The organism is Halobacillus mangrovi (assembly GCF_002097535.1).
GTDB lineage: Bacteria > Bacillota > Bacilli > Bacillales > Halobacillaceae > Halobacillus > Halobacillus mangrovi_A.
The window spans coordinates 3609921-3628453 of record NZ_CP020772.1; the positions used below are offsets into that span (position 1 = coordinate 3609921).

Annotated in this window: 17 protein-coding genes and 1 pseudogene; 1 reads left to right on the top strand and 17 read right to left on the bottom strand. The window is 41.0% G+C overall.

The window, feature by feature from the left end; all coding sequences use genetic code 11:
• Window positions 1-90 precede the first annotated feature (90 nt).
• Window positions 91-1179: an NAD(P)-binding protein gene (locus HM131_RS18055; protein ID WP_085031087.1), complete on the bottom strand. Its 1089-nt coding sequence runs from the start codon at window positions 1177-1179 to the stop codon at window positions 91-93.
• 208 nt (window positions 1180-1387) lie between these two features.
• Between HM131_RS18055 and HM131_RS18060 the strand changes: the two genes are divergently transcribed.
• On the top strand, window positions 1388-2236 hold the full coding sequence (locus HM131_RS18060; RefSeq protein WP_085031088.1) for a glycerophosphodiester phosphodiesterase: 849 nt from the start codon (window positions 1388-1390) through the stop codon (window positions 2234-2236).
• Window positions 2237-2283: 47 nt separating this feature from the next.
• Here the strand turns inward: HM131_RS18060 and HM131_RS18065 are convergent, their stop codons facing one another.
• The 16 genes and pseudogenes from HM131_RS18065 to HM131_RS18140 all read right to left on the bottom strand — a co-directional run bounded on the left by HM131_RS18065 (window position 2284) and on the right by HM131_RS18140 (window position 18502).
• A complete protein-coding gene (locus HM131_RS18065; protein WP_085031089.1) occupies window positions 2284-2892 on the bottom strand; it encodes a cupredoxin domain-containing protein in 609 nt (202 codons plus the stop codon).
• Between the two features lie 291 nt (window positions 2893-3183).
• Window positions 3184-3852, bottom strand: a complete 669-nt coding sequence (locus tag HM131_RS18070) for a response regulator transcription factor (protein WP_085031090.1) — start codon at window positions 3850-3852, stop codon at window positions 3184-3186.
• On the bottom strand, window positions 3849-5225 hold the full coding sequence (locus tag HM131_RS18075; protein WP_085031091.1) for a sensor histidine kinase: 1377 nt from the start codon (window positions 5223-5225) through the stop codon (window positions 3849-3851). The genes HM131_RS18070 and HM131_RS18075 overlap by 4 nt, the downstream gene beginning before the upstream one ends.
• A 28-nt stretch (window positions 5226-5253) precedes the next feature.
• Window positions 5254-5964 (bottom strand): cytochrome c biogenesis CcdA family protein, encoded by a 711-nt coding sequence (locus HM131_RS18080; protein WP_085031092.1) that lies wholly within the window; start codon window positions 5962-5964, stop codon window positions 5254-5256.
• Window positions 5957-6484 carry a thiol-disulfide oxidoreductase ResA gene (gene resA, locus HM131_RS18085; RefSeq protein ID WP_085032101.1) on the bottom strand — a complete coding sequence of 176 codons (528 nt, stop codon included), beginning with the start codon at window positions 6482-6484 and terminating at the stop codon, window positions 5957-5959. Before resA ends, HM131_RS18080 begins: the two co-directional genes overlap by 8 nt.
• Before the next feature lie 71 nt (window positions 6485-6555).
• Window positions 6556-7497 carry a F510_1955 family glycosylhydrolase gene (locus HM131_RS18090; protein WP_085031093.1) on the bottom strand — a complete coding sequence of 314 codons (942 nt, stop codon included), beginning with the start codon at window positions 7495-7497 and terminating at the stop codon, window positions 6556-6558.
• Window positions 7498-7773: 276 nt separating this feature from the next.
• Window positions 7774-9309: a multicopper oxidase family protein gene (locus tag HM131_RS18095; RefSeq protein WP_085031094.1), complete on the bottom strand. Its 1536-nt coding sequence runs from the start codon at window positions 9307-9309 to the stop codon at window positions 7774-7776.
• A gap of 17 nt (window positions 9310-9326) precedes the next feature.
• Window positions 9327-9554, bottom strand: a complete 228-nt coding sequence (locus tag HM131_RS18100; RefSeq protein WP_198162786.1) for an SHOCT domain-containing protein — start codon at window positions 9552-9554, stop codon at window positions 9327-9329.
• Window positions 9555-9674: 120 nt separating this feature from the next.
• Window positions 9675-11201 carry a multicopper oxidase family protein gene (locus tag HM131_RS18105; protein ID WP_085031096.1) on the bottom strand — a complete coding sequence of 509 codons (1527 nt, stop codon included), beginning with the start codon at window positions 11199-11201 and terminating at the stop codon, window positions 9675-9677.
• Window positions 11202-11329: 128 nt separating this feature from the next.
• Complete coding sequence (locus HM131_RS18110; protein WP_085031097.1) at window positions 11330-12217, bottom strand: multicopper oxidase family protein; 888 nt, start codon at window positions 12215-12217, stop codon at window positions 11330-11332.
• Between the two features lie 76 nt (window positions 12218-12293).
• A complete protein-coding gene (locus HM131_RS18115) occupies window positions 12294-13025 on the bottom strand; it encodes an urease accessory protein UreH domain-containing protein (protein ID WP_085031098.1) in 732 nt (243 codons plus the stop codon).
• Between the two features lie 33 nt (window positions 13026-13058).
• Window positions 13059-14525 (bottom strand): UDP-N-acetylmuramoyl-L-alanyl-D-glutamate--2,6-diaminopimelate ligase, encoded by a 1467-nt coding sequence (locus HM131_RS18120; RefSeq protein ID WP_085031099.1) that lies wholly within the window; start codon window positions 14523-14525, stop codon window positions 13059-13061.
• Between the two features lie 365 nt (window positions 14526-14890).
• A pseudogene (locus HM131_RS18125) lies at window positions 14891-15515 on the bottom strand (PH domain-containing protein).
• Window positions 15516-15637: 122 nt separating this feature from the next.
• Window positions 15638-16345 (bottom strand): LutC/YkgG family protein, encoded by a 708-nt coding sequence (locus tag HM131_RS18130; RefSeq protein WP_085031100.1) that lies wholly within the window; start codon window positions 16343-16345, stop codon window positions 15638-15640.
• Window positions 16345-17769, bottom strand: a complete 1425-nt coding sequence (locus HM131_RS18135; RefSeq protein ID WP_085031101.1) for a LutB/LldF family L-lactate oxidation iron-sulfur protein — start codon at window positions 17767-17769, stop codon at window positions 16345-16347. Before HM131_RS18135 ends, HM131_RS18130 begins: the two co-directional genes overlap by 1 nt.
• A 16-nt stretch (window positions 17770-17785) precedes the next feature.
• Window positions 17786-18502 carry a (Fe-S)-binding protein gene (locus HM131_RS18140; protein ID WP_085031102.1) on the bottom strand — a complete coding sequence of 239 codons (717 nt, stop codon included), beginning with the start codon at window positions 18500-18502 and terminating at the stop codon, window positions 17786-17788.
• Window positions 18503-18533 lie beyond the last annotated feature (31 nt).

Sequence of the window (18533 nt, forward strand, 5' to 3'; positions counted from 1 at the left end):
GCGGGTGTGGCAAATAGTCAATATAGTTTTTCGAAAATTTTAAAATAAGACTGGATGATTAAATAATACCATTAAGCTCCTGCTTCTAGTCTACGTATTTCGGCTGAATGGATGAATGATCCGACTGATGATCTTAAAGAAATTGAGTTTTTTACTCGTAATCAAACTTTCCAGCAATTGATTATTAATGGATTTCGTTACAAGATCGAGCTGTTTGTTATCTAACTTCTCTAGAGCCCTTCTTAGTGAAAGAGAATCATGATAACTTTGGGACAATGGTTTTACGAGCTCCTCATAATCTCCAACACCTGCAATATCCTGAGCCGCATAAATTCCAGTCAGCATCGATTCAAACTGACCAAAACCAAACACGGGGGTGATTGCTCCCCAGCAGTTTCCTACAAAGAAGGTATTTCCAATCCGACCTGTTTCCGTTTTTCCTACCCGGTAATCTTTAATCGAATATTCGTGAACTACCTCAAAATCCTGATCCAATTTCGTGCAGACTTCTTCAAAACATTGCTTCCATAATTGCTCCTTGTCTAGCGATTCATTCTCCGGATATTGAGGATAAACTAAGACCAGCGATGCTTCATAATCATCATTAGGAAGCAAGTACGCCATTCCCTTAGGTGCAAGATTGTTATTGAAAAATGCATGAGCCTCCGTTTGGTTAAAATCTCCCCTTATAACTGCCCCATGAAAGCTCGCCTTGAATGCTACATCATACGGCTGAAGTTTCTTTGTATCCAACGCATCGCCCGTGGCTAAAACCACATGGGTATATTCTTTTGAAATTTCTTCATAAGAGACCTCTTGATTATAGCGAACCTCTCCCTTCAGTTGAGAGGCTAACTGTTTCTCATACGATTGCGGATGCTTTCCCCTCATATTTGTAAAACCCAAATGTCCATCAATAAAAGACGACTCATTCTCTGAGTAGAAGTACACTTTTTGCAAGTTGCTGGAGGGCTTCAGATGGATATCATAGGTCTCAGATAGATATTTAACGGCATCATCATACGGGGTATGAAACAAAGAAAACATTGCTTCTGCTATGGAAAAACGATCCCCTACCATCCCTCGCCTTTCAAAGATATCCGGTTGATATCCGTACTTCTCTAACGTGATCGCACAAGCAAGGCCTGATAACCCGGCGCCCATGATGGCTATTCTCATGCATGCTCCCTCCTTCAAACTTGGTCTACTTTTAATATGAAGCAAGAAAAAAGTTCTATGCGAATAAAAATTCCATTCCGTTCAATATTAAGGAGAATAGGATGAAGCCTTTTTTGAAACAAAAAATAAATAAACAACACCATATAATATCTGCCAGAATACCCTGTTGGTTAAACTTCACAGTGAATATATAGAAGGGAGAAAATAAATGAAACGTTTGCCCACTGTTTTTATGGTGATTGGTTTGGTAGTGATGGTGTTTGCAGGATCGGAAAACAATGTTCTGGCAAATGCAGACAATTCTAAGAGAGACAATAAAGTGCTTTCGATCGCTCACAGGGGAGCAGCTGGATATGCCCCCGAAAACACAATGGCAGCATTTGAAAAAGCTTTTGAAATGAAGGCAGAGATGTTGGAGTTAGATGTTCAAATGAGTAAGGATGGTGAATTGGTTGTTATGCATGATACAACCGTTGATCGTACGACAGACGGGGCTGGAAAAGTGAAAAACCTTACGTATGACGAATTAAAGAGGCTTGATGCAGGCAGCTATTTCAGTAAAGAATTTGCAGGTGAAAAGATTCCTAAACTTGAGGAAGTGCTTGATGAATACAGAGGAAAAATGGGAATTGTTATTGAAATGAAGTCTCCTTCTCTTTACCCAGGTATTGAACAAAAAATTGCAGATACACTTAAAGAACGTAACCTGGATACCCCAACTAATAACGACATCATCGTACAATCCTTTGATCATGAATCTTTGAAAGCTTTTCACTCCATCCTTCCTGAAGTCCCTGTAGCAGTTCTCCTAGACTTTAATCCAGATGGAGTTTCCGATCAGCAGCTTACGGAGTTTTCTTCCTTCGCCAAATATGTAAACCCTAATAAAACGATGATCGATAAAAAATTAGTGGAACGCATTCACAAATACGGGATGGAAACCTATCCTTGGGATGTAAGAGAACGTGAATCCGTGAAGGCCTTGATAAAGGCAGGGGTTGATGGAGTTATTACGATTTATCCAGATTATGTTGGAAAGCATCAAAAAAAAGAATAGCAAAAGAGCAGGAATCCTATTCGGATAACCTGCTCTTTTGTTTATGTTTATTCAATTACTTTAATCGTCCCTACCATACCAGCCTCTTTGTGACCTGGTACAGTACAGCCAAATTCATAAGTCCCTGTTTTGGTTGGTATAAACTTCAGCTTTACGGTCTGCCCTGGTTTCGCGTTCATATGAAAGCTCTGCTTCCCATGTCCCCCGCCATCAGCATGTACTTTTTTCACCCCAAATATTTGATCAATCATAGACGTAGATTCAGGGTGGTCTGCCATTTCACCTTTGAATGTAATATCAGCTTTCAGCTCTTTGGTCGTAAGGTCATGAAATACCTCGCCATCATTGGTCATGATTAGCTCGTATTCTACCCCCTTCTTTAAGGTGATATCTTTAGGATCGTATCCCATTTCAAAGGCTGAGACATCAATAACATTATTGTTTTCATCGTAAACCATTTCCTTACTGCTTCCAGACTTTTCACTTTCACCGCTGTCCTTTTCCTCTTCTTTCTTACCTTCTCCAGAATCAGTCTCACTTGTATTGGCTTCTTCTCCGTTTTCTTCGGCAGAAGAAGGTTGATCAGAGTTGCTGCACCCACCAAGGATAGCTATGATAACGAGTATGGATAAGGTTAGCCATAGGCTTTTTCTCACTCTAATTCCTCCTAGTTATATAAGTTTCAGAGTTTAGCGTATCATCCACCAAACCCTTTATCAAATTACCATATTAAAGAAAATCAGAAAAAAATAATAAGTAAACCAGTACAATTTGATTAGAGAAAAGGGAAATACGCATGAAAAAAAATGATCAGTGAAGGAAATTCACTCCTATCTGACCATTAATAAAAACTATATTTTTTTGTCATGAGCAGCCTTTGAGAAGTCATTTTTTACTTACGACGCACCTACTTAAACAACAGCCATATCATCCATATTATGTCTTCTTCACTCTATCCACTTATAACCAATTCCCCATATCGTTTTGAGATGATGATCTATTGGATAACCGTGTTTACGAATTTTCTCCCTTAAGTTCCGAACATGAGAATCAATCGTTCTACCCTCTGTTTCCGAATCAAATCCCCAAACCAATTGAAGCAAATCATCCCTGGCATAAACTTGATTCGGTCGTTTTAGTAATAACCCCAGAAGCTGAAATTCCTTTGGTGTCAACCGAATTTCTTTTCCAGAGTAATGCAGTTGATGAGTTTCTTGGTTCCAAACTAAATCATTCTGGATAATTTTTCTCTGTTTTGAACCCCTGCGCAAAAGGGCTTCTATTCGTGCAATAAGAATATCCTCATCGAAAGGTTTCGTAATATAATCGTCTGCTCCAATGTGAAGACCTTGCAGGATATCCTGCTTTTGATCTTTTGCAGTTACCATAATAATGGGTATCGTTGTCACTTTTCTCATTTGCCTGCACGTTTCAAAACCGTCTATGTCTTTCATCATCACATCCAGCAACACTAAATCGTATGAATGGTCATTTAATTTGTCCAATGCTTCAATCCCACTTAACGCTTGATCACAGGTGAATCCATGTGGACTTAAATATAACTTAAGTAAATCAAGCATTCTTTGTTCATCATCCACAAGTAAAATTCGAATCATAGGTCCCCTTCTTTCGGCCATTTCATTATGATAGCTAATCCTCTTTCATTTTTCGCCTTTACGCTTCCGCCATGCATTTCCACAATTTCCTTAACGATAGACAAACCTAGACCGGATCCGCCCAATTCCCTGGCTCTTGACTTTTCTACCCGATAAAGACGGTCAAACAAGTGAGGAAGAGCATCTTCTGGCACCCCTGGCCCATCATCTTTAATCTTGATTTCTACTTCAGCTGCTTGATTACTCACAGCCACATGAACGTTAGAATGAGGGCCACTATACAGGATGGCATTCTCTAAGATATTTACGATGACTTGTTTAAAGCGAACAGGATCAGCATAGAAATTCAACTCAGAAGGACAGGTGTTGGTCACTTCAATCTCGTTTTTAGTGAATAAGGGATACATGCTTTCCTCCGCTTGAATGAGCAGAGATTTAATATCACATTGTTCTGGTTGAATCGTAAAGGCATTCTCGTCCATCTTTGCCAATTGAAAAAGCTGTTGCACCATAGAGGTCAGGTTTTCTGATTCTTCTTTGATAATCTTTAAGTATTTTTGTTTATTCACTTCATCTGTTTGTTCTCTGGAAGCAATATCCGCATAGCCTTTTAAATAGGTTAGTGGTGTCCTGAGTTCATGAGAGATGGACGATAGGAAATCATTTCGTTCCTGTTTCATTCTCTCTAGGTCATCAGACAATTTATTGATTGAACGAGCTAAAACTCCCAGTTCATCGTTATAGTGATCATTCAATTCTACCGTTGTTTCCCCTCTGCTAAGCTTCTCTGTTTCTTCCTTCATTCGTATCAATGGCTTTGTAATCAATTTGGAGAGGGTAAACACAACAACCAAAGTGATGATCAAGGTAAGTGCCATAATAAAAACAAATTGATTAGAGAGATAGGATGTAAGATCTCGGATAATCGTCGAGGGAGAAAACATATAAACATACCCCTTGCGTTCTCCTTCAATTTCTATCGGAGAAAGCGTAGCAACGTAGGGGGCCGTTTTCCATTCCCTTTCGATAATACGGCCTTCCTCCTTCTGAGTTTGACCGTAGTTTCGGATCAGTTTTTCCTTATAATCATCGAGACCGGAGGAGCTAGCGAGAATCTTCCCTCTCTCATCCGTAATGACTACATCGGTGACGGCTTCCGATTCCATCAATGCGACATGCTCCATCGTTGTCTGGTCGAATTTCTTCTCTAGTACATCCCGATGGCCACTTCCACGAGCTAAAAGACCGTCAAGTACTTCATCTATTTGGTGGTTTGATATATTCGTGTATAAAACAAAGAATAAAGAAAGTTCGATTAATATCATCAATATAAAGAATAGGATCCCTATTTTTAAAGAAATTCGTTTTCTCATATATACCCCTTTGCGCTAGAGAGGAAAGTTAAAAGCCCGTCCAGCCGCCAAAAAACTGATTGGTAATAAAAGAAGTCAACTGCGTCATCCAGCCGAAGAACAGGAAAACTCCCATGAAGATCATTGTGTAACCTCCAAAGGCCACAATCTTTCTATTATGCTTCTTTATCCATTTCATTCTCCCAATAAATACGGCCATGACAAAAAATGGGATGGAAAACCCGAGAACATAGCTGATCATATAAATGACCGCTTCATTTGGTGAAGAGACTCCTAATGCAATAACAGCTGCCAAGATCGGTCCCGTACAAGGTGTCCAGCCAGCAGCGAATGCCATTCCTACTGCACTTGAACCAAAGTAACCGGGCGGCCTGTTTTTCAACGAAACTTTATATTCTTTCATAAAAAATGTTGGTCGATAAAAACCGACTACAACCAGACCTAAGAAAATAATCAATATAGCCCCAAGCTGTCTTATTAGATCATTATAACGTATGAACCAGCCTCCTATCCAAGAGGTGGAAAATCCAATGGCAATGAATATTATTGAAAAACCTAGCAGAAAAAACAAAGTGTGCAAAAGGGGCTGTTTCTGTAAGAATAACTTCTTCTTGTGTAATTCATCGACTGACATTCCAGTGATATAGGAAAGGAAGGCTGGATAAAGTGGCAGGCAGCAAGGAGAAACGAATGATAAGAACCCCGCTCCAAAAGCTAAAAAAATATTAACATCAGCCATTCGTATCCCTCCATTTTTCCGGCTGAATTCTCTTCATATAGTCATGAATCTCCTGTTCTGTCATTCCAGCTGTTATGCGGTCAACCACTTTTCCATTCTTATCAATTAAGAACGTGACAGGGATCGGACCAATTCCATAAGCTTCAAGTAATTGCTCTCCTCGATCCATCAAGATAGGGAAGGTCATCCCCTTCCTTTCGACAAAGGATGAGACGGTCACCTCGTTCTCTCCAACATCCACAGCTAAAACTTTAACCCCTTTGTCTTTGAACTGCTGGTATTGACTTTCAATGTAGGGCATTTCTTTTTCACACGGTTTACAATACGTAGCCCAAAAATTCAGAAATACCCCCTGCCCTTCATAATTACTAAGCTGTATGGTTTCTCCAGACAACGTTTTCAGCGTGAAATCAGGGGCCTTGTCACCCGCCTGAATGACAGCTGAGTCTTTCGTGAAATTCTGATAAAGGACAAACCCAACTAATAAGGCAAAAAAACTAAGTACTCCTGCTCTCATCATCAAACGTTTCTTTTTTTTGTGTAGTTTCAAAAGAACCTCTCTTTCTATGGAGGGCTAATTCCTTTTCTCTCTTACTTCGTTTTCCCCTGGTCAATTATTTGCTTCCAAGATTCTCCTCCATCAGATGTCGTAAAACTGCTTCCTTTTATAGTGAAAATGACCATTTCTTTTTCATTTTCAGGGTGTTTAGAGACATACATAACCGCATCTTCTTTAAGTTCTGGAAGAGAAATTTCTTGCTTTGATTGATCTTCCAATTGATAACTATATAAGAAAGGCTGGCCAGTATAGAGTCCATATAATAAACGATCTTTTGTGAAAAATAGTCCGCTTCCTTGTCCTTGGTCTGAAATCCTCGTAAAACTCTCACCTTTATCTTCGCTCAAATAAATGCCTTCTGCACCAGCTACCGCCACGATCTTCTCATTATCAGGATGAACTGCGATTTGAAAGATTTTCTCTCCTAGATTATCAGCTGCTAGCTTATCCCATGACTTTCCTTGATCAAAGCTGCTGTAAAGACCTTTCTCCATTTTTGAGTGTTGGCGTTCATTCAGGACATATACTGCCTGGTTGCGATATCCTACTCCCATCGCATGGAAATCACTTTCCCCCTCAAATGCTAGAGAACTTAAACCTTTTTCTGAAACCTTCCCTTTTTGAAGCCCAATCGGGTTAGGGAGGCTGCTTTGCTGACCTGGATGCCCTGAAGTATAAAAGCCATCTTCAACTACAGTGAAGCCCATGTAATCATTTTTATGATGAACAGCTTCTAACCACTCTCCATTTTTGTAAAGCTTAACTCCAGAATGGGCGGCATAGGCTATTGTGTCTTCATTTGTGTATCCCACGCCATGTACATGCTCTAGGCTCCCTTCAAAAGAAGAAGTAGCCTCATTCGCAGATTGCTCTTGATCAGAAGACTGGTTTCCGCTTTCCTCCTGATTCGATTGACTGCATCCTGCTACTACGATTATTACGATTAAAAAAGAGATAAAAAGAATTTTTTTCATTTATTACACACTCCTCAAACAGTCTTCTATTACCTTCACAAAAAAATATCGAGAAATTGTGAAGAATCTTAGATTTGTTAATCCATAAATATTTTTTTTGATATTTATAGAAAAAAAATGGACTCCCTGACTGCAGAAAGTCCATTTCTTCTTATTTTTTAAAAGTCCTTGATTCGAAATAACTTCTACTTTGAGGAATAACTATTATTTGCTATGTGAATAGAGAAAACTCTATCGCGTAAAAAAGCATGAAGCTTTATAATGCCTTTCTCACCATCATGGTTGATTGTTCTTTTCTCCCCCTAACTCAAAAGGTGAATATACCCCCTGGTAATCCACGATGGTTACCATCCCTCGGTCTGCATGGTTATTATCATGACAGTGGAAGAGCCATTCTCCCTTATTATTTGCTTTAAAATAGACAGTGTACTCTTCTCCAGGTTCCACCTGAATCAAATCTTTGACGATGGGGTCTTGATAAGGTTGTCCATTTTTAGAAGCTACTTGGAAACGATGTCCATGTAAGTGCATAGGATGATTTAGTCTACCTGAGTTCTTAATTTTCACTTTCACAACATCCCCTTCTTCTACCTTAATCATTGGAGTATCAGGAAAGACTTCATCATTGATTTGGAATACCATTCCTTCTCCCATGTTCATTCCCATACTTAAATCCATTTGATAGGAGACATCAACTTTTGGTTTTCCATTAAATAGTAGTTTCTCACTTCCATTTGACGTTCCATCAGTTATGGAGGATGGGGTAGGTACAGTGGTTTTGCTAGAACCCCCAGGTGTTGCTCCATCCTTAGATACTACCGGGATTCTCATCTGGTCCGCATCCTGCCATTGAGGATCTTCCCCAATCAACTCAGGCTCATTGCCCTGTTTGGTGTAAGCGACATCTATACGTTCTCCAGGAGCAACCTCGACCGTATTGGATGAGTTTTCTTCCCCTTTGACTTCTTCACCATCGATAGCCATAACTCTTATAGAACTTTTAGGAAAAACCAGGCGATGCTTTCGATACCCCGCGTTGATGAAGCGGAGGCGCGCAGTTTCTCCTGCCTCCATTTCAAGTGGTTTAATGGCAGCCGCAGACTTTCCATTCACCGTTAACGTGTCATACATTTCTTTCGTATCTGCTTCCCCGTCCCCTGACATGGATCCCATCATCATTCCGCCCATATTCGATAAACTCTGCTTCTCCTGATTCACTGCCCATTCATCCAAAATATACGTCTTATCCTGTTGCGTTGCCTTATCCTTCTCTTCAATGACAAGAGGACCATACAACCCTTTATCTACTTGCTTCGAGCTATGCTGATGAGAATGATACCAGTACGTACCGGCATCATTGGCTACAAATTCATAAGTAAACGTACCCCCAGGCTGTACCGCATTCTGTGTCAAACCTGGTACTCCATCCATTTGGTTAGGCAGGATCATTCCATGCCAATGAATCGTCACAGGTACATTCAATTTATTTTTTAAATGCACTCGAACAAAATCTCCTTCTGTAACACGAATCGGTTCGCCAGGTACCTTGCCATTATAGGTCCAGGCTTCTACTTGTTTATTTTGATCCAGGCTCCAGGTGGTAGACTCAGCAGTTAAATTGATGGTTTTTATAGGGCGATCTCCTGCTTTTTGTCTCTTTAAATCTACTATACTCACACCTTCTTGATTGACGTTTGCAGGCAAGGATTGATCATCTTGGCTACTTGCAAAAGGTGTATTGAAATACAACCACCCTCCCATCAGTAAGAGTATAGCGATTAAAACGGAACCGATTACTTTTCTTTTCATCATCTTCACCTCTAAACAATCTAGTCATCTAGCTTTTTCTTTAATCGATCGTACTCTTCTTCTGAAATTTCTCCGTTCGCCAATCGTTTTTTCAATGTTTCCAGGGAATCACTGTTTTTTGATCCTGACTTATCAGTGGCATTTGGCTTCATCATCCAAACTATGACGAGAATAATAGCGGCTATAATGAGCAAGCCGATAAATCCGAAGCCAAAGAACCCTCCACCCATTCCATTTCCATTCATCATTCCAACCACTTCTAATCAACTCCTTCACTTCTATTTATTATACCCATACCACGAACCGTATATTGTTAATCGTAAAATAACGCTGTTCCATTTGGAACAGCGTTATTTTATTGAGCCATTCTATTCCGGTTGATTCTCTACTTTGCCTGTATCTTTATAACTCGGTTCAAAACCTTTATATTTAATCGCAGTTACCATTCCATTCGAAGCATGGTGAAGGTCGTGACAGTGAAACAGCCAATTTCCCGGGTTATCAGCTAGAAAAGCCACTTCGTAAGTTTCACCAGGCTTAACATTTAGCGTATCTTTTATGATTGGCGAGCCTTTCAATGGTTTCCCATCCTTGCTTAACACTTGGAAAAAGTGGCCATGCAGATGCATGGGGTGAACAGAATCATCCATACTGTTATTGACTAACCTTACCTTTACTTTTTCCCCTTTCTTTACTTCAAAAGGTTTTGTGTCAGGGTAGACTTCATTATTAATCGTCCAAACCATCTTCATTCCTTCGTCTGACATGGCGGCTCCTAAATCCATTTCATATTCAGTATCGAATGAATCTTCCAATGAAAAAGGTCCCTCTGTGTATTCACCTAAATTTGTAAGGTCTACTTCTTTCGATTCTTCAGTGTGAGATTGAGTTTCCGTCTTCCCGTCCACGTAAACTACATCAATCCTCATATCTTTAGCAGCCTTCCTGCTTACATGGTTGTCTATCGTGAAGTTATCTTCTCCATCAGCTGAGAACTCTATATCGAACCTTTCACCTGGAGCGATCTCAAGGATCGAGCCATCTTCATCCTTTGGAGCATTTACCTCCTGCCCATCCACATGTGTTACTTTATATTCAATAGGAATATGCATTTTATGCACGATGTAACCCGCGTTAACAAAGCGCAGTTTTACTTTATCACCTTTTTTTACTTTTAAAGGAGAGGTTGAATCATAGGTCTTTCCATTGATGGTATAGATATCATAGGAGTCCATATTGTGCTCCATCATCCCTTGCTCTTGGTCCGAAGAATGCCCCCCGTGAGCCATTGAATCTCCATGATAACTTGTAATCTCTCGATTTAATTTACTTGACTCCCACTCATCAAGCACCAACGTATAATCCTTATCTATAGGGTTACCCTGTTCAGGCTCAATAATAAATGTGCCATACAAGCCTTTATCTATCATTTCTGCTCCATTTTGATGGGTATGATACCAGTACGTCCCTGGATTTTCTGCAGTAAACTGATAAGTATAGGTTTCTCCAGGCAAAACAGCATCCTGGGTTACACCTGGAATCCCATCCTGCTCATTAGGGACAGGAACACCATGCCAGTGAATGGTGGTAGGGACCTTAAGATTATTTGTAAAATTAATTTTTACAGTTTTGCCTTCCTTCACCCTTATCTCTTCACCAGGAACCGTCCCCCCGTATGTGTAGGCCATAATTTGATGTTCAGAATTCAGCTCCCATTTGACTTCTTCCGCGGTTACATCAAACTCTTTAATTTCAGCTGGTTGGGAGTTTCCACTTCCAACTTTGTTTTCTTGCACATTTTTATCCACTTTGATTTCTTGTTGCCCACAGGCACTTAATACTAAAATACCAGCAGAAGCTAAGGCTGCTAACAATATCTTCAATAAGATCACCATCCTTAATTATGAATGTAATTTATATCCATGCATAATCTGTGCAGTTTTCATGGAAAATTATTGGATTTTTCCTACCATAAAAAAGAACCCAATCACTTTAGATTGGGTTCTTTGAAATCGTTTTTGCTTTACGAAATTAAGTACTTCAATGAAGTCATCATCCCACCATGACCTTCCGTTCCATTGTTCGACATATGGTGCGGGGTATGACAATGGAATGGCCACTCGCCAGGATTATTCGCTTTAATCAGGATATCAAAAGTCTCTCCGGGGGAGAGAGTTACACTGTTTCTTTCCATTTTAAGAGCTTCAGGCAATGGATTTCCATCCTGGTTTTCTATCGTAAACTGATGGCCGTGAATATGCATTGGGTGTGGGCTGTGCCCAATACTTCCGAGCCGAACCCTTATCTGGTCTCCTTTTCTTACTTCCATAGGACTTAAATGTGGGAAGCAACGACCATTAATCGTATAAAAATTAAACTGATGGGAATGGGGGTTGACCTGGTAAGTGCCTTCTTCTAATTTCCCATGTTCTAATTCTTTCAATGCAAATTCTTGCAGCAAGAGTAAATAATCTTCATCGACCTGATCATCTTTCTCTTTAATAATAAACCCTCCAGCTAAACCCATCATCTGCTGTTTCATTGGATTGTAATGAGTATGATACATATGAGCGCCGGGTGAATTAATAACGGTAAATTCATAATCATAATACTGGCCGGGTTCTATACTGGGTGAGGGTTGAAGTTCCACTCCTCCATCCGCTTTTTCAGGGATATCTAATCCGTGCCAGTGGACACTTGTAGGCTCTGGCAATTGATTATTCACTCTAATTGAAACTTTATCTCCTGGGTTAACCACCAGGGTAGGACCTGGAATGGACCCATTATACCCCCATCCCTCCATATATACACCTTCCAATATTTCTTGTTTAACAGGTTCAGCTGTAAGCTCAAAATGCTTTACTCCATCGTTCATTTCACCGAATAACTGGTGGATATCTGGTGTTAACATAGGCATCCTCCTTTAGGTATTTATATTTTTATTACCTAAAGGACAATAGATGAAACATATACGGGGTATAAGTATTTTATGACCAGTAAGTGATAGTGTCCAACAATCCAAGGATGACTAGTATCCACCCCGCAGCTTTTTGCACTATTCCACCTAACTTCCTTCCGCGTTTCATAAACATCTTTCCCATACCGAAATACCAGATAATAAAAATAGAAAGCAGTAAAGGAATGGATGTACCCAGCGCAAATACCGAGGGCAGGACAACTCCATAGGAGGTTGATAGGACAACTGGCATGAGGGTCATAAAGAACAAGACAAACATCGTAGGACAAAAAGCTAGAGTAAAGCTGATCCCCATTAAAAAACTGCCTGATTTGCTATCCTTTAGAAAACGTTCTGGAACCGTGCCTAACTTTATATTCCAACGCATATGAAAAAGACCGATCATAAAAAGCCCGATCAAAATGAGAAGAGGTCCGATCAGCTTCCTTATAAATGGGACATACATAGTGAAGTAACCATAAAACTCCTTACCAAAAATCCATACGACAGCACCCAGCGAAGAGAACACAGCAATCTTCCCTAGAATGAATAGAAAGATATGCAGCCAGGGAATGTTTTCCTGCAGGGAACGATTCCCATATATTGTAATAGCGCCTAAATTACCTGTAAATTGACATGGAGCTGCTGCGCCAACTAAACCAAGCAGTAAAGCACTTAAGAAAGGAACCCCTTCCCACTGGTTCGCTAGATTAAAAAAAGGCTGGCTGAAAAAATTGCTGATTTGACTGAAAAACTGATACATTCCTTACCTCCATCCGAGCCGCTTTAATACTGTTCATCCTCTACTTTGTTCCAAAGCAAAATAGTGGAGCGTTTCTTCATCAGAGTCAGTCGGTAAAGAGTAGTTCAGTTGATAGCTTTCATTTCCTTTACCAGTAACGAGAATCCAATCCCCATCATCAGCAAGTTCGATTGCTTCCCTTATCGCAAGGGTACGGTCTGTGATCACTTTTCCTTTTTCGTTTCCATGCATGTCTTGAAGCTGTCTAAGCACTTCCCCCATTTCTTCACCAGAAACGCTATTCAAGTCATCAAATGTAAGAATATAGTGATCACTAATTTCCGAAGTAATCGCCACCATCTCTCTTCTCTTAGTCGAATCTCGGTCGCCCCTGAATCCGAACACATGGATAATTTTCCTTGCACCAGCTTGTCTCGCTGTATTTAAGCAATGATAAATCGCATCGGGTGTATGAGCATAGTCCACCACAGCTGTAACTTCATCGATTTTTATCATTTGAAAACGACCTTTTACCCCCTCAAACTTCTCTATCGCCTCACCAATCAATGCCTTATCCAAACCGACGAGGGCAGCGGCAGCAAAGGACATCGTCATGTTGTACATATTGTGCATACCAGACATGTTTGAATAGATGGTTGTTTCACCATTTTTATCTTTAATCAATAGTTTAGGGGGATTAGCTTCGGTTTGAGCGATTTGAAAATCTCTTCCTTCCTCTTTTCCTACAGTAAAGACTGGTTTTCCTTCATCTTTAAGCAACCTTTCCAGGTGCGCTCCCCATGAGTCATCTGTATTGATGACCGCTTTTCCTTCTTTTTTCAGCATGTGGAATAATCGTCTCTTCGCCTCAAAATATTCCTCCATAGAAGAATGGTAGTCGAGATGATCATGACTCAAGTTTGTGAAAAGAGCCATATCAAAGGCCAGTCCTTCTACTCGATATTGAGTTAAAGCGTGGGAGGTTACTTCGATAATAACAACATCGTCCGTGCTGATAGCCAACATTTGATTGATTTTAAGAGAACTTGGTGTCGTATTTTGGGTTGGATACACCCTGCCATTCACAATGTTCTGGATCGACCCAATGACTGCACACGATTTCCCTGAAGATTCTATAATCTCTTTAAGAAGGTAGCTGGTCGTTGTTTTTCCATTCGTTCCTGTTATTCCGATCAACCATTTATCTTTCGCTGGGAAATGATAAAATTTGTTACTTAAGATTCCCAAAGCTCTACGAGAATTTGGGACTTTTATATACGGTACTCCCACTTCATCAGCAAGGTCTTCTTCCCCTATGACTACAGACACCCCGTCTCTTACAGCCTGGTTAATATAGGAGTGACCATCCTTATCAAACCCTTTTACTGCAACAAATAAATAGTTTTCCTTAACCTCTCTTGAATTATCTGCAAGTCCTTCAACCGTTATATCTTCATCGATGTTGATCGTTGTTAGTTTCATTCGTGTTTCGAGTTCGTAGACAAGATCTTGGAGTTTCATGATTGTTCTCCTCTATTAAAAAAATCGTTGGGGCTATTTTAACAATTTTTTGCGCAGAATTTGTGCAGCAGTATAGTTTGTAACATTTTCTTAATATTCTTCAGAAAATGATTTTTATTTGATCCCAGCAAAAAAAGCGTTCATTGCCGATTTTTCTTAGTAAAAGAGTTAGGTCTTGTCGGCAAAAGGTAGTTCCCCCTCACGCCTGGGCAAATTCCCTCCCCCTCTATTTATCTTTGTCCAGCATACGGAGGCTATTTTTGAAGATGGCAGTCTGGCATGTTTGTAACTAATCAACAAGAAGATTTAACAAAGCTATAAAAAAACGCCCACTTTAAAAAGTGGACGCCCTTTAACCAGCATAATCAGTTATGAATATACTTCTCAAAAATCGCTTTAAAATCCTTCTGCGTGTTTTCACGATGCTTCTGTTCATACCAACTGTAAGAAAAGTTAACGATCTGTTCGAACTCCCTAGAGATATCGTTATCATGAAAACGGTTATCTTGAATAACAGCGGACGCGTTGCCGATGCTATCCTTAGAAAACTCTGTATGGAGACGGTTTTCTTCCTGGATTTGCGAGATAGCTACTAAAGACTTATACAAGTCAGCTATAGCTTCTCCTTCATCTTTAGCAATATCAATACTGAAGATTTTACTTCCCATCGTAAATTTGATTTCCAAATCAAGATCAATGGTACCTGCCGTTTCGATCGATACATCCTTAATATGATTTTGGTAATAATCATAGCGGTAAATGTTTCGTTTGCTGCTTGATGCTTTTTCTCCATCAAGATGAATTAATGCTCGGTTTGTGAAGCAATACTCATCCGACTTGGACTTTATTAAGAAATGGATCTTTTCACCGTCTTCAGTTAGTTTCAGTTAGCACAAAGTCATCGGACTGCGTTTTATCGAAATCTTCTTTACTGATGATCCGGCCAATATCACTTAACCCGAGAGCATCACTAGCGATCTTTTTGAACATTTGTAGATCCTCCTCATCGTTAAACCTAACTTAACACTACAACCATTCGACAAAAAAGGAGCTTTTCCTTCCTAAGCCATAAAATTGTCACATCAGGTTCATTTGGTTCAGGTGAGGAATGTCTACAGATCATCAACCACAATATAAGTAGCTTTGACAGGGCCGTGCACCCCTACGATTAGATTCATCTCGATATCAGCGCTGTTACTCGGGCCTGTAACAAAACTCACACAAGAAGATACTGGATTCCCCTTCTCTTCTTCTTCGTGAATCAACCGGCCAGCCTGAGTCATTCTCGGCACCATCGTACTTTTCGGAATGATGGCAATGAAGGTTTCAGGAAGGAGGCTGATGGATCTTCCATTATAACGGTCGTTAAAAAGGGTCACTGTCCCTGACTCTGCAAGGGTGATATCACTGAACACAATTCCTGCTCCGGCTTGTTCAGCAAATTCAACATTCTGTCTCCCTTTTTCTTCATCCCATATCTGAACCTCATAATCTTCCTTACGCAATTGATCGTAAAAATCTACTAATCCGCTCGTTTCAATGCGCGGACCTCCAGCACTGACAATTTTAGATACTCCATACCCATTCAGTACTCTTCTTAAAGTATCTTCAAGTTCACTAAGAGTAACCCGCTCAAAGCTTGTATGGATGACCTCACACTGTGCTTCCAGTTTTTCAACGAGTTCGTCTTGGGTTGCCCCCTGGAAAACACGTTCCTGAGGTCTTACAGAATAAGAAGGCGGCGCGACCTCTGTACGACGCGGCCTTCCGAGGCGGCCAGCCAGTTTATCTAAAAAGGCTTCCCGATTATGAATCGCCATCAGCCATTCCTCCTTTCTTCTCGATGTTTATACCATTCTCTAAAGCTCTTCTTAGGAGGGGCTGGAAAATCCCGTTGGTCCGTCCAGCCCTTCAATGGTCCAGGGCCGTTTTCGATATGTTCATCCTTTGTCCAAGGTTTTAAGGCTGTCCGCGCCATTTTGGTGGACATCTTGTACGCTGCTGGAGTAGATGCCCATTTAGCAAATCCTTTCATCATGATCTCCTCAGACTTTGCGTTCATTCTTTCGCGTTCAACAATGATTTCTCTGTGCATGATCAAATGCTCATGAAGCGGAATTTTTACAGGGCACGCTTCTGTACAAGCCGCGCATAAGGAGGAGGCATAAGGCAGTTCTTTATGGTCCTCGTATCCATCAAGGAGTGGTGTGAGAACAGCTCCGATAGGTCCAGGGTAAATCGAACCGTACGAATGGCCGCCGACGTGACGGTAAACCGGACAAGCATTGATACAGGCTGCACAACGAATACAGTGCAGTGCCGACTGGAACTCTGTACCGAGAATTTTTGAGCGACCGTTATCCACGATGACAAGGTGGAAGTCTTCTGGTCCATCCACTTCATCTTCAAGCCTCGTACCTGTGAGGGCCGTAATGTAGCTGGTCAGTTTCTGTCCTACTGCAGCACGGGTCAACAAGCTTACAACGACTTCGAGGTCCTCCCAGGTGGGCACGATTCGTTCCATTCCCATGACTGAGATTTGAGTGTCAGGAAGCGATGTAACCATTCGGGCGTTTCCTTCATTGGTCACAAGAGTGACGGCACCTGATTCTGCAACAGCAAAATTACATCCCGTGACGCCGATGTCAGCACTAAGAAAATCTTGACGGAGCTGTTCACGCGCGAAGGCGGCAAGTTCAACAGGATCATCTGATTTCGTGTATCCTTTCTTTTTTACAAAAGTCTCCCGAATCTGCTCCTTATTTTTGTGAAGAGCAGGGGTAACGATATGAGATGGAGGGTCTTCATCAAGCTGCAGAATCCATTCGCCAAGGTCTGATTCGACTACCTCACAGCCGCTTTCGGCAAGGGCTTCATTTAAGCCGATCTCCTCGGTGACCATCGATTTTGATTTAACGACTTTTTTAGCTTGTTTTTTCTTAGCAATCTCTTGAACATAGGCGTTTGCTTCCTCTGCCGTTTCTGCAAAGAACACCGTTCCGCCTCTTTTCTCCACCTCTTCACTAAGCTGATGAAGGTAATAGTCGAGGTTTTCCATCGTATGAGAACGAATTTCCTCCCCAAGCGTCCGCCAATCCTCCCAGTCCCCCAGCTCCTCGGCTGCTTTCAAACGTCCTGTACGAAAACGACCCTGGGCAGAGGAGACGGCTTTTCTCATAAATGAATTGTCGATCCCATCCTGAATCCGCTCGGCATAAGCCTTGCTCCCGATTTTGATGCTCATTGTAATCGCCCCTTTCTTACTGACTGTTCAAAACTTGTGCTATATGAAGAACCTTTACTTCCTGTTTATTCCTTCTTAAACGGCCTCCCATGTTCATAAGACAGCCCATGTCTCCACCAATTAAGTAGTCAGCTTTCGTTTCGCCAATATGCTCGGCTTTTTCCTGAACCATCTCACCTGAGATGGCAGAGTTTTTCACAGCAAATGTACCTCCGAACCCACAACAATCCTCTTTCAAAGGAAGATCAATCAAGTTCAGTCCCTCCACATTTTCCAATAGTATACGAGGTGCATCCTTAACGCCTAACAGCCTAGTCATGTGGCAAGAGGGGTGATAAGTTGCTGTTCCTTTGAATGTCGATCCTACATTTTCAATCTTCAAAACATCGACAAGAAACTGGGTTAGCTCATAAGTTTTCTCTGCGAGTCTTCCTGCTCGTTCTCTCCACTCTGGTTCATCTTTTAGAACTTTTGGATATTCTTTGATCATCTGCACACAAGACCCTGAAGGACCGACCACAAATTCAGATGGCTCAAATGCTTTGATCATCTGTTTCATGGCTTTTGCTGATTCACTTTTATAGCCGCTATTATAAGCAGGCTGCCCGCAACATGTTTGACCAACCGGAAAATCAACTTCACACCCGAATCGTTCCAGAAGCTGTACTGTATCCTTCCCTACGTCTGGAGTAATCGTGTCACACAGACAAGTGATAAATAGGGAAACTTTCATTGCATTTCCTCCTAACATTATACATAAGGTC